The organism is Candidatus Pelagibacter sp. PS_16, assembly GCF_059417965.1.
The window spans coordinates 208,924-222,075 of the sequence record NZ_CM182074.1 but is presented as its reverse complement, the minus strand read 5'-3'; the positions used below and the strand labels follow the sequence as shown (position 1 = coordinate 222,075).

Annotated in this window: 11 protein-coding genes; 3 read left to right on the top strand and 8 right to left on the bottom strand. The window is 30.6% G+C overall.

From position 1 onward, the window contains the following. The first annotated feature begins 4 nt into the window (after positions 1-4). Positions 5-838 carry a carboxylating nicotinate-nucleotide diphosphorylase gene (gene nadC, locus AC5SL0_RS01155; protein ID WP_494618443.1) on the top strand — a complete coding sequence of 278 codons (834 nt, stop codon included), beginning with the start codon at positions 5-7 and terminating at the stop codon, positions 836-838. On the opposite strand, the gene ppdK is transcribed toward nadC, so the two are convergent. From ppdK to AC5SL0_RS01135, 4 genes are read right to left on the bottom strand one after another with little or no spacing between them, the layout of a single operon-like run. Continuing rightward, positions 835-3,498, bottom strand: a complete 2,664-nt coding sequence (gene ppdK / locus AC5SL0_RS01150; RefSeq protein ID WP_494618441.1) for a pyruvate, phosphate dikinase — start codon at positions 3,496-3,498, stop codon at positions 835-837. The genes nadC and ppdK overlap by 4 nt on opposite strands. Further along, positions 3,495-5,564, bottom strand: coding sequence for a glycine--tRNA ligase subunit beta (gene glyS / locus AC5SL0_RS01145; RefSeq protein ID WP_494618439.1), 2,070 nt, complete (start codon positions 5,562-5,564; stop codon positions 3,495-3,497). Before glyS ends, ppdK begins: the two co-directional genes overlap by 4 nt. Next, positions 5,564-6,448: a glycine--tRNA ligase subunit alpha gene (locus AC5SL0_RS01140; RefSeq protein WP_271481051.1), complete on the bottom strand. Its 885-nt coding sequence runs from the start codon at positions 6,446-6,448 to the stop codon at positions 5,564-5,566. The genes glyS and AC5SL0_RS01140 overlap by 1 nt, the downstream gene beginning before the upstream one ends. Next, positions 6,438-7,244: a S49 family peptidase gene (locus AC5SL0_RS01135; protein WP_006997289.1), complete on the bottom strand. Its 807-nt coding sequence runs from the start codon at positions 7,242-7,244 to the stop codon at positions 6,438-6,440. Before AC5SL0_RS01135 ends, AC5SL0_RS01140 begins: the two co-directional genes overlap by 11 nt. A 112-nt stretch (positions 7,245-7,356) precedes the next feature. On the opposite strand from AC5SL0_RS01135, the gene AC5SL0_RS01130 reads away from it, so the two are divergent. Further along, positions 7,357-8,370: a polyprenyl synthetase family protein gene (locus AC5SL0_RS01130; RefSeq protein WP_006997290.1), complete on the top strand. Its 1,014-nt coding sequence runs from the start codon at positions 7,357-7,359 to the stop codon at positions 8,368-8,370. On the opposite strand, the gene pdxH is transcribed toward AC5SL0_RS01130, so the two are convergent. Beyond that, positions 8,367-8,993 carry a pyridoxamine 5'-phosphate oxidase gene (pdxH, locus tag AC5SL0_RS01125; protein ID WP_494618437.1) on the bottom strand — a complete coding sequence of 209 codons (627 nt, stop codon included), beginning with the start codon at positions 8,991-8,993 and terminating at the stop codon, positions 8,367-8,369. The two genes, AC5SL0_RS01130 and pdxH, sit on opposite strands and share 4 nt — an antisense overlap. 33 nt (positions 8,994-9,026) lie before the next feature. Between pdxH and aroC the strand changes: the two genes are divergently transcribed. Then, a complete protein-coding gene (gene aroC, locus AC5SL0_RS01120) occupies positions 9,027-10,109 on the top strand; it encodes a chorismate synthase (protein WP_006997292.1) in 1,083 nt (360 codons plus the stop codon). Positions 10,110-10,120: 11 nt separating this feature from the next. Here the strand turns inward: aroC and dxs are convergent, their stop codons facing one another. From dxs to AC5SL0_RS01105, 3 genes are read right to left on the bottom strand one after another with little or no spacing between them, the layout of a single operon-like run. Continuing rightward, positions 10,121-12,034, bottom strand: coding sequence for a 1-deoxy-D-xylulose-5-phosphate synthase (gene dxs / locus AC5SL0_RS01115; RefSeq protein WP_018413892.1), 1,914 nt, complete (start codon positions 12,032-12,034; stop codon positions 10,121-10,123). Next, positions 12,034-12,906 (bottom strand): polyprenyl synthetase family protein, encoded by an 873-nt coding sequence (locus AC5SL0_RS01110; RefSeq protein ID WP_494618435.1) that lies wholly within the window; start codon positions 12,904-12,906, stop codon positions 12,034-12,036. The genes dxs and AC5SL0_RS01110 overlap by 1 nt, the downstream gene beginning before the upstream one ends. After that, positions 12,896-13,141 carry a hypothetical protein gene (locus tag AC5SL0_RS01105; RefSeq protein WP_018413890.1) on the bottom strand — a complete coding sequence of 82 codons (246 nt, stop codon included), beginning with the start codon at positions 13,139-13,141 and terminating at the stop codon, positions 12,896-12,898. Before AC5SL0_RS01105 ends, AC5SL0_RS01110 begins: the two co-directional genes overlap by 11 nt. Positions 13,142-13,152 lie beyond the last annotated feature (11 nt).

Here is a 13,152-nt window from a genome sequence, read left to right as displayed (position 1 = left end):
AAATGTGCCTAAAATTAAATTAAGCAACTATTATATCAGGAATAAAGTTAAGCTTGCATTAAATGAGGATCTTTATCCAAATGGAGATATTACTTCAAGTTTAGTTAAGAATAGTAAAGTTATAAAAATCAAATTAATTTCAAACCAACAAGCTGTAATTGCTGGCTTAGAGTTTGTTAAACAAACCTTCAAATTAATTGATAATAAAATTAAATTTATTATTAAAAAAAAAGAAGGTTCAATAGTCAAAAAGAACGACGTAGTAGCAACAATTGAAGGTAGGGCTGAAAATATTTTAATTGGTGAGAGGGTTGCTTTAAATTTTTTAAGTCATATCTCTGGAATTGCTACTAAGACTAATCAATTTGTTAAATTAGCTAATAAAAAAACTAAAATTTGCTGTACTAGGAAAACAATTCCAACCTTAAGAGTAATACAAAAATATGCCGTTACGTTAGGTGGTGGTACAAACCATAGGTTTAATTTAAGTGATGAATTTCTTATTAAAGACAATCATATTGCAAGCTCTGATATTAAAACTTTAGTATCTCTTGCAATCAAAAATAAAAAAGGAAGAAAAATTACAGTAGAAGTTGATAATTTAAATCAGCTCAAAAAAATAATGGGTTTAAAATTTAATACTGTTTTGTTTGATAATATGAACAATAAAACACTCAAGGCAGGTGTTAGAATGGCTAAAAAACATTATGAAACAGAAGCTTCTGGGAACGTTAATTTGAAATCTATTAAAAAAATTGCAGCAACGGGTGTCGATAGAGTTTCAATTGGAAGTGTCACTCATAGTGTGCCAGCTATAGATTTTAAATTTGAAATCTAATTTTTTTTAGAAAGTTCAGCTTGTGCAGCAGCTAATCTTGCTACTGGAACTCTATATGGTGAGCAAGAAACATAATCCAAACCTGCATTAGCACAAAAGTGAATACTTTTAGGGTCTCCACCATGTTCTCCACAAATTCCAAGTTTAATTTTTTTATTAGTTTTTCTTCCTTTTTCAACTGCAATTTCTATTAAATCACCTACTCCGTCATCTATAGAGATAAATGGATCTATAGAAAAAATCTTATTCTCAAGGTAATCATTTAAAAATTTACCACTATCATCTCTACTTAAACCGAATGTTGTTTGAGTTAAGTCATTAGTTCCAAAACTAAAGAACTCAGCGTGTTTAGCTATATCATTAGCTTTAATTGCTGCTCTTGGTAATTCAATCATTGTACCAACTAAATAATCTATTTTAATTTTTTTATCCTTTTGAACTTCTTTTGCAACTCTGACTACTAAATCTTTCATTATTCTAATCTCAGCTTCGGTTGATACTAAAGGGATCATAATTTCTGGAAATGCCGACTTAATTTTTTCTACCTTAAGTTCAGATAAAGCCTCAAAGATTGCTCTACATTGCATTTCATAAATTTCTGGAAAAGAAATTCCCAATCGACACCCTCTATGACCAAGCATTGGGTTTTGTTCATGTAACTCGTTAATTCGAGACTCAATTTCTTTTAATGGTAACCCTACAACTTTTGCTACATCATTAATTTCTTTTTCTGTTTTTGGAAGAAACTCGTGTAATGGCGGATCTAACAGTCTCACTGTGACAGGAAGACCATTCATAATTTTGAATATTTGTACAAAATCTTTTTTTTGATGTGGTAAAAGTTTTGCTAGCGCCCTGTTTCTATCTTCTACTGTTTTTGATAAAATCATTTCTCTAACAGATAAAATTCTCTCTTCATCAAAAAACATATGTTCGGTTCTACAAAGTCCTATGCCTTCTGCTCCAAAGTCTCTTGCAGTTTTTGTATCTAATGGTGTTTCTGAATTCGTTCTTACTTTTAGTTTCCTAAAATTATCTGCCCAGCTCATTAATTTGGAAAAGTCTCCTGAAATTTCTGGTTTAACCGTTGGCACTTCTCCTAGAATAATTCTTCCTGTTGAACCATCAATTGTAATAATGTCTCCCTCTTTAATTTCAATAGAAGAAGTTTTAAAGGTTTTCGCTTCATAGTTAATATCAATCTCACTAGAGCCAGAAACACATGGTCTACCCATTCCTCTTGCAACCACTGCAGCATGACTAGTCATCCCGCCCCTTGCTGTTAAAATTCCTTTTGCAGCGTGCATTCCATGAATATCTTCAGGTGAAGTTTCTACACGTACTAAAATAGTATCCTGCATAACATTGTTTAATCTTTCTGCTTCCTCTGATGTAAAAACAACCTTACCACTTGCAGCACCTGGAGATGCTGGCAAACCGTTTGCTATAACGTTTAGTGTGCTTTTTTCGTCTAATGTAGGGTGTAACAATGTATCTAAAGAAGCTGGATCTATTCTCATCACTGCTTCTTTTTTAGAAATCAACTTTTCTTTAACCATATCAACTGCAATTCTAACAGCTGACTTTGAAGTTCTTTTTCCTGATCTTGTTTGTAGCATCCACAATTTATTATTTTCAACTGTAAATTCTACGTCTTGCATATCTTTGTAGTGTTTTTCTAAAATTTTTAAAATCTTATCTAATTGTTTAAATACTTTTGGCATAGCTTCTTCCATCGAAGCTTCTTTTGCTTTTGCATCTTTTCTTGCTTTTTTGGTTATATACTGAGGAGTTCTTGTACCTGCCACGACATCTTCTCCTTGAGCATTAATTAAGTATTCACCATACACTTCATTAACCCCATCTGATGGATTTCTTGTAAAGACAACACCAGTTGCACAATCATTACCCATATTGCCAAATACCATTGATTGAACGTTAACTGCAGTTCCCCATTCAGCAGGAATTTGGTTTAGTTTTCTATAAACTTTTGCTCTGTTACTTTCCCAAGATAGAAATACCGAACTAATAGCTCCTAATAATTGATCATATACGTTCTGGGGAAATTCTTTTTTGGTTTGATTTTTAATAACTTTTTTAAAATCATTAATTAATCCCTCCCAATCATCTGCGTCAAGATCTGTATCTAAAAGAACACCTTTGGTTAATTTGTAATTTTCAATTAATTCTTCAAAGTGATAGCCCTCAACACCCATAACAACATTGCCATACATCTGAATAAATCTTCGGTAACTATCTTTTGCAAATCTGCTATTAGAAGTTTTTTTTGATAGTGCAAGAACAGTTTTATCGTTTAATCCTAAATTCAAAATTGTGTCCATCATGCCAGGCATTGAAACTCTTGCACCAGATCTAACAGATAATAATAAAGGATTTTTTAAATCACCAAATTTTTTCCCTACTTCTTTTTCGATAATTTTTAATTCCTTTTTTATAGTATTAACAATTTTTGAATTTAATTTTTTCTTATCTTTGTAAAATAATTCACAAACTTTTGTTGAAATTGTAAATCCAGGAGGAACTGGCAGTCCCATTCTGCCCATTTCAGAAAGGTTTGCCCCTTTTCCACCTAAAAAATCTTTAGGATTTTTAATTTTTTTTGAATCTTTTGATTTAAAATTTAAAATTAGCTTATTCACTGTTTGATTTCTATATTTGAAAAATTTATGTAATTATCAAATGTTCTACATAACATTTGTAAAAGTTCCAATCTGTTTTTTTTAATATTTTTATCATCATCATTGACCTTAACATTGTCAAAAAACTCTGAAGTTGCTTTTTTAGCTCCAGCAAGAATTTCAAGTGTTTCTCTGTAGTTTTCATCTTTGCCAATATTTGTAAAATATTTTCTTATTTCATTAATTTTTTTAAATAGGTTTTTTTCATAGTCATTTTTAAAAATACCAGGGTCAGTTGTATTTGAAAGTTCAAGATCTGTATTTTTCAACTCACTTTCAAGTATACTGTAAGCTCTTTTGTAGCTTGTAATAATGTCCTCTCCTATATCTTTGCTGATTAGCTCACTAAGTGTTGAAGCTTTTTTATATATTTGGTTCATATGATCTAATCCATGTGCTTTTATACTGGCTTCTATTACCTCTGGTCTAATCTTTTTCTCTTTCATGTAGTATTTTAATCTGTCCATTAAAAAATCGGATAATTCTTTTTGAGATAACTCGTTTGAAAAAATAAACCCTTGGTCTTTATGTAGTGAAGTAGAATAACTAATAAGATCTTTGATTTTAAACTCTTTATTATTATCAATTAATAGCTTTATTACACCAAGTGCAGACCTTCTAAGCGCATAAGGGTCTTTTGAGCTAGTTGGTTTTTGGTTAATTCCAAAAAAACCTACTAAGGTATCAATTTTGTCAGTTAAAGCTAAAGCAATACTAAATGGTTTCTTTGGAGTTTTACTATCAAGACCTGCTGGTTGATAATGTTCACTTATTGCTAGCGCTATCTCTTTATCAAAACCTTGCACTTCAGCGAAATGTCCACCCATAATTCCTTGAAGCTCAGGAAATTCACCAACAATATCAGAGACTAAATCAACTTTGCAAATCGATGCTGATAGTTCAACTTGATCTTTGCTAATTAATAATTCATCAGAAATCATTCCTCCAAGTTTTCTCATTCTTTGAATCTTGTCAAAATAAGATCCGAGACCTTTAAAATAATTCATATTTTTTAATTTTGAAACTTGTTTAACTAAATTTTGAGATTTATTTTTTTCCCAAAAAAATTGAGCATCGCTTAATCTTGCTTCTACAACCCTTTCATTACCCATCTTAATATAACCTTTTTCATCATTGTTATTTGCCACAACTAAAAATTCATTGGTAATTTTTCCTTTTTTATCAAATGTTGGAAAATATTTTTGATGGTATTGCATTGTAATAATCAAAATTTCTTTTGGAATATTCAAAAATTTCTGATCAAACTTGCACACTAAAATATTTGGTTGCTCAACAATATCTGTAACTTCATCTAAAAGTTTATTATTAGGCTCGACAATGAAATTGTTTTTTCTAGATATTTTTTCAATTTCTTTAACAATAAATTCTTTTCTCAATACGTGATCTATAATTATGCCAGATTGACTAAAGAAATCTTTATAACTTTTAAAGTTTTTAAATATTTTTTTTTTATCTTCAAACTCTTTGTCAATAAATGTTGAGTTAGAGGCTATTAAATGATGAAATTTAAAATTTAAACTTTTATCATCAAAAACTGCTAGGATAGATTTTAATGGTCTCGCCCAACTAAGGTTATAGCTTCCCCAAGTCATAGATTTTTTCCATTGTAATTTATCAAGGATTATAGGTGTATATTCTTGAAGTAAATCTATGGTATTAATTTTACTTGATGCTTTCTTGAAAAAATAAAATTCTCCTTTTTCCAATGTTTTTTTAAGAAGATCTTTTTTTTCTATTTGATTTGACCTTAAAAACCCCTCAATAGCTTTTTCTGGAGCTTTAACATTTGGTCCTTTTATTTCTTCAGCTTTTTGTATTATTTCTTTAGATAGGCCTTCAAATAAAATTATAAGACGATTTGGTGTTGAAAATGAAGAACTTTTTTTGAACAGAATTTTTTTTTCCTCAAATAAATTTTGAAAATTTTCTAATAAAACATTACGTGAGTTTCTCTGTAAACCAGCTGGTATTTCCTCACTAAACAACTCTATAAAAAAATCTGACATTAATTTGTTTGACTGCTTAACCAATTTTCGGCGACTGCTTTTGTAATGTCTCTAATACGCCCTATATAACCCGCTCTTTGAGCAACACTTATAACTCCTCTTGCATCTAAAATATTAAATGCATGGCTTGCTTTTAGACATTGATCATATGCAGGTAGTGAAATTTTTTTAGCTACCAATGCTTTTGCTTCAAGCTCAAACATATCAAACATTTTGAATAGATTTTCTGTATTCGCATGTTCAAAATTATACACTGAAAACTCTTTTTCAGCTTGAAGAAACACATCCCCATATTTTACACCTTCTTCATTCCATAATAAATCATAAACATTTTTCATTTGCTGAGTAAACATGCAAATTCTTTCAAGACCATATGTTATTTCAACTGAAACAGGTTTACATTCAAATCCAGCCATTTGTTGAAAGTATGTAAATTGAGTAATTTCCATTCCATCACACCAAACTTCCCATCCTAAACCTGCCGCACCTAAAGTTGGACTTTCCCAATCATCTTCAACAAATCTAATATCATGTTCTTTATGATTAATACCTATTACAGCCAAACTATTTAAATAAAGTTTTTTGATATTATCTGGTGAAGGTTTTATTAAAACTTGGAATTGATAATAATGTTGTAATCTATTTGGGTTTTCTCCATATCTTCCATCAGTGGGTCTTCTTGATGGCTGAACATAAGCTGCTTTCCATGGCTTAGGCCCTAATGATCTTAAGGTTGTAGCAGGATGAAAGGTTCCTGCACCAACTTCTATGTCATATGGCTGTAGAAGAATACATCCTTGTTTGCTCCAATATTTTTGAAGATTCAAAATAGTATCTTGAAATGATTGAAATTTAGGTTTTATAATTTTTTCCTTAGAAGCCATATCTTTGCCAGATAGATCTTTCCTCTAAAATATTTGCTAGTTGATCTATTTGATTGCTAGATGAAGATAATTTCTTACTTAACCAACCCTTAGATTTTTCAAATTTTTTGATAATCACATCTTCACCAAATTTTTCTTTTAAAATTTCATTAGCATTACCAAGTCCATCAATTAGGCCTAGCTCTTTTGATTTACTACCCGCCCAAAACTCTCCTGAGAACAATTCAATCCCATCCTTTTTAAGTTTAGATCCTCTGCTTTCTTCTACAACTTTAATAAAATCTTTATGCAGATCTAGTTGGATATTCTTAAGTCTCTCAATATCTTCTGACTTCTCTTCTTGAAAGGGATCTAATGAGCTTTTATTTTTTCCAGCTGTATGAACTCTTCTTTCTACACCAATTTTTTTAATTAGTTCTGTAAATCCAAATGATGAATAAATAACCCCTATTGATCCAATAATTGAACTTGAATTTGCATATATCTCATCTCCTGCACAAGCTATTAAGTATCCACCAGAAGCTGCAACATCTTCCGCAAACACTATTACTTTTATTTTGTTTTTCTTAGCTTGAGCTCTAATAAATTTGTAGATTAAATGTGATTGGACTGGTGATCCACCCGGTGAATTTATAGTAATTGCCACTGCTTTTGCTTTTTTTAGTGAAAAAGCCTTTTCTATAATCTCTTCTTGTCCTGCAAAATCTATGCCCTGTTTAAACTTTCCAGCATTGCCAATTACACCATTTAGCTTGATATGAGCTATTATTTTTTTCTTTTTAAAAAAAGAGAACATTGTTAATCCTTATAGAATTTTTGATTTAATATAAAGCATACTTATAGTTGAAGATTAAGGTGCGTCAATTGATAAGTAATAAATATAACTTAATTATACTAACTTATTTTTTATGGGAACTGTAGTTCAACTTAGAAACCAAATAAATAATTCATATTATCAACTAAAAGATTCTGTTGATGAAAAATTAGTTTTAGTTGAAGAAAAGATTAAATCAAAACTCTTGAGTGATGTAGACCTTGTTCAAAAAATGACTGAATATCATATCGACACTGGTGGAAAAAGATTAAGAGCCCTACTAACACTTGGGTCAGCTAAGTTATGTGGCTACACTAAAGGAGGTCGAGATATTAATTTAGCAGCATGTGTAGAAATGATACATGGGGCCACTTTAATGCATGATGATGTCATTGATCTTGGAAATATTAGAAGAGGTAAAAAAACATTAAATTCAATTTGGGGAAATCACTCTTCTGTATTAATTGGTGACTATCTTTTAAGTAGATGTTTTGAAATGATGGTTGATGATGGGAATATAGAAGTTTTAAAACTTTTATCCTCAACTTCTTCAAAGATCGCTCAAGGAGAGGTATTGCAACTACAACACAAAGGTGAAGTAGACATGTTGGAAGAAACATATTTTAAGATTATTACAGCAAAAACAGCTGAACTTTTCTCTGCAGCAACTAAGGTTGGTGCAATTTTATCTAATAAAGAAACAAAAGAAAAAGAGGCACTAGAGTTTTATGGAAAAAACTTAGGCTTAACATTTCAAATTGCTGATGACACATTAGATTACAATTCTGATCTAAAATTTTTTGGTAAAAAAATTGGTAAAGATTTTCTTGAGGGTAAAATTACTTTACCTGTTATTTTGTTATTTCAGAATGTATCGTCAATAGAAAAAGATAAGTTAAAAAATATTTTTAAACAAGAAACAAGATCAAATGAAGATTTAAATTTAACCTTAGAGCTTATTAAGAAATACAACATAATCAATGAATGCTACAAAAAAGCTGAACATTTTATTAACCTTGCATCAAATTCTTTAACTGTATTTAAGGATAGTGATGAAAAAAAGATTTTAGAGAGTCTTACATCATTTAGTCTACAAAGAACCTTTTAGGGGCTTAATAAAGATTTAACCCAGTTTCCCTCAGTATCTTTAGTATATTTAAGTCTTTCATGAATTCTGCTATCTCTATCTAACCAAAATTCTATACTTGTGGGTATCAAATTCCAACCTGACCAATGCTCTGGTCTTGGTACATCATTTTTATTACTATATTTTTTTTTATATTCCTCTATTGAGTTTAAAAGCTCATCTCTATTATTTAATATAGTGCTTTGTTTTGAGGCCCATGCACCAATTCTGCTCTCATAACCTCTACTGTTATAATATTCATCTGCCACTTTATTAGAAACTTTTTGCACTATTCCATTAATTCTTACTTGTCTTAGAAGGCTTTTCCAATGAAAACACATGGATGCTTTTGGATTTTTTTTTAATTCATTTCCTTTTTGACTATTTAGATTGGTATAAAAAACAAATCCATCTTTGTTAAAATCTTTTAATAAGACCATTCTAATTGATGGAAAATTATTTTGATCTGATGTGGCTAAAGCTAGTGCATTTGGATCATTTAACTCTGTTTTTTTTGCTTCATTCATCCAAACTTCAAATAAATCTATTGGATCAATTTTATCTAAAAAGCATTTATTAAGGCCTAATGAGTTTTTTTGATTCATAATTTTAACAAAATAATCTATATACTATAGATAATGTCATTTAATACTTTTGGAAAGCAATTTCGTTTCACAACATGGGGAGAATCTCATGGACCAGCATTAGGCTGTGTCGTTGATGGTTGTCCACCAAATATAAACTTAAAAGAGCAAGATATTCAAGTTGAGCTAGATAAAAGAAAACCAGGACAATCAAAATTTACAACACAGAGAAAAGAAGATGATAAAGTGCAAATTTTATCTGGTGTATTTGAGGGCAAAACGACTGGAACACCTATTTCTTTAATTATTTACAATCAAGATATGAGGTCAAAAGATTATGGAGACATCAAAGATAAATTCAGACCTGGACACGCTGATTTTACGTACTTTAAGAAATATGGAATAAGAGATTACCGTGGTGGTGGAAGATCCTCTGCAAGAGAAACAGCTGCAAGAGTTGCTGCGGGTGCAATTGCTAAAAAAGTTTTAGAGAATAAATTAGGTAAAAAATTTAAAGTTGTAGGGGCTGTTACTCAATTAGGAATATTGGGATGTGATACTAGAAAATGGAACGATCTAACAATTAACAAAAATCCTTTTTTTTGTCCTGATAAGAATATGCTGAAACTTTGGGAAAAATATTTGCTAGATATAAGAAAGTCTGGATCATCTTGTGGAGCAGTTATTGAAGTAAGAGCCAGAGGAATTCCCGTTGGTTTAGGGGCTCCAATTTATTCTAAACTAGATATGGATATTGCCTCTGCAATGATGAGTATTAATGCTGTGAAAGGTGTTAACATTGGTTCAGGAATGAATTCTGCACAATTAAGTGGAGAACAAAACTCAGATGAAATTTCACAAAAAGGTAAAAAATTAAAATTTGATTCTAATAATGCAGGTGGAATTCTTGGAGGTATTTCAACAGGACAAGAAATTGTTGTTTCATTTGCTGTTAAGCCAACATCATCGATTTTAACAACTAGAAAAACTATAAATAAGTTTGGAAAAAATACTACTATTTCAGTTAAAGGTAGGCATGATCCTTGTGTTGGTATTCGTGCAGTTCCTGTAGGGGAAGCAATGATGAATTGTGTTTTGTTAGACCATTACTTAATGAATAAAGCTCAGTGTAGCTAATTTTTTTAAATTTAATTTTTAACTACTTTTATCGACTCTTTTGTAAATAAGATGTCTAGTATTTTTTTTGATATTTGAGATGCGTTAAGACCAGCAACATCATACATTTTTTTTGGACTATCTTGTTCGATGAAAATATCAGGCAATATCATGGTTCTAAATTTTAAACCTTTATCAAATATACCTTTTTCTGATAATAAATTTTCCACGTGAGAGCCAAAACCTCCAATAGATCCTTCTTCTACAGTAATCATAGCCTCATGTTCTCGCGCACACTTTAAAATAAGTTCTTGGTCCAAGGGTTTAGCAAAACGAGCGTCAACTATCGTTGACTCAATTCCTTTATTTTTTAATTCTGCTGCTGCAATTTTACATTCTTCCAATCTAGTTCCTATACTTAAAATACAAACTTGTTTCCCTTCTTGAATAACTCTTCCTTTTCCAATCTCTATGTTCTCATCTATTGATGGTAATTCCACTCCTATACCATTTCCTCTTGGGTATCTAATAGCACAAGGTTTGTTATTGATTGTCATCGATGTATTTATCATTTTAACTAATTCTGCTTCATCACTTGGTGCCATTACTATAAAATTAGGAAGAGTAGAAAGATAAGTAATATCGAATGAGCCAGCATGAGTTGATCCATCAGCACCTACTAAACCTGCTCTATCTATAATAAATCTCACAGGTAAACTTTGAATAGCCACATCATGAACCACTTGATCATAAGCTCTTTGTAAAAAAGTCGAATAGATTGCAACATATGGCTTATAGCCTTCAGTGGCTAACCCTGCTGCAAAAGTAACAGCATGCTGCTCAGCAATTCCAACATCAAACATTCTTTTTGGAAAATCTTTGGCAAAAATATCCATACCCGTTCCACCTGGCATAGCAGCAGTAACTCCTACAACTTTACTGTCTCTTTCTGCATGTTTCACTAAAGTGTTTGCAAAAACCTTTGTATAAGCTGGAAGATTTGTTCCACTTTTTACCTGTTCGCCAGTTACAACATTAAATTTTGAAACACCGTGATAATGATCACTAGCTTTTTCAGCATAAGAATATCCTTTACCTTTTTGAGTTTTTATATGAATCATAATTGGACCTTGATGCTTTGAGTCTCTTGCATTTTTTAAAATCGGTATGAGTGTAGACAAATCATGTCCATCTATTGGACCAACATAATAAAAACCTAAAGAATTAAAAAGAGTACCACCAGTTACAGCTGATCTTAAAAAATCCTCAGCTTTTCCAGCTTTCGCACTAAATCTTTTAGAAAAAGCAGAAACTATTAATTTAAAAGTTTCCCTTAAACTGAAATAAATTTTTCCTGTTAAAAGTTTAGCTAAATAAGTTCTCATAGCACCCACTGGTTTTGCAATCGACATATCGTTATCATTTAAAATAACAATCATTTTAGTTTTTGAAGCACCAGCGTTATTCATTGCCTCATATGCCATACCCGCACTAATTGCGCCATCTCCTATGACTGCAATTATATTATTCAATTTATTTGATAACTTATTTGCTTCCGCCATGCCTAGAGCTGATGATATTGATGTTGAGCTATGTGCTGCACCAAATGGATCATACTCACTTTCAGATCTTTTTGTAAAACCAGACAATCCATTACCTTGTCTCAATGTTTTAATTTTTGATTTTCTTCCAGTCAAAATTTTATGTGGATAAGTTTGATGACCCACATCCCAAATTAGTCGGTCATTTGGAGTATCAAATACGTAATGTAAAGCTACGGTTAGCTCAACAACACCAAGACCTGCACCTAAGTGTCCTCCTGTTTCAGATACTGCATCAATCATCTCTTTTCTAACTTCGTTAGAAACTTCTTGAAGATCGTTCTCTGATAATTTTCTTAAGTCAGAAGGAAAATTAATATCTTTGAGAAATTTATAGTTTTGCATTATTTATTTCTTTTTAAAATGTAGTCTAGGGTTTCATTTAAACTGTTAGTGTTTGAACTATATTTATTTAAATCTTTAATTATTTTAGACTTAATTTTATCAGCATATTTAATAGCATTTTGATATCCTAGTAAACTGATTAAAGTGGCTTTACCTTTTTTCTTGTCCTTACCTGTTAACTTACCAGCAATAACTGTAGAGCCCTTAAAGTCTATTAAATCGTCAGCAATTTGAAATAAAAGTCCAATATTTGACCCTATATTTTCAAAAAACTTTATTTGTGTATTACTTTTTCTCTTAATGATAACTGGGACAGCGCAACAAAAGCTAAAGAGCTTGCCTGTTTTTTTTATTTCCATGTCTATAATTTTACTTTTAGAAACCTTTTTATTTTCAAAACTAAGATCTAAATATTGGCCACCAGCTATTCCTAGATGTCCAGAAGTCTCTGAGAGTTTTTTTACTAGATCTACTTTTATTTTTTCATTTATCTTTAAGCTCGAGCTAACCAAGATTTCAAAAGCCATTGTTAAAAGTGAGTTTCCTGCAAGTACCGCTGTTGATTCTCCAAATTTAATGTGTGTAGAAATTTTTCCTCTTCTTATTTTATCATCATCCATGCAAGGTAAATCATCATGTATTAATGAATAAGCATGAATACATTCAACTGCAGCACCAATAGAAATTAATGTTTTATAATTAATTTTAAATATAGCTCCTATATCAATTAAAATTTTTGATCTAATTTTTTTTCCACCTGGAAATAACCCATATTCCATAGCAGCTATTAATTCTGTTCTTTTTTGTCCTTTAATAAATCGCTTTAAAAATAAGTTTGTATCTTTTGCTATTCTAGCAAGTTTATTTTGCATTTTTTTTTGAACTTATATTGTTAATTTTTTTTTTTGTTTCTTCATTGATCATTTTTGAAGTTTTATAGAATTTTTTTTCAATAATATTATTTAATTTTAACAATTGCTGGTATGAGTCAATTGAATTCTGCAAGTCTTTCTCCGACTCTAAAGATTCAATAATATTATTTGCCTCTTTTGTTAACTCCTCAAGAGACAGTGTGTTATTATCAAGTGGTAAATTTTTATCTTTCATATAATAATAAT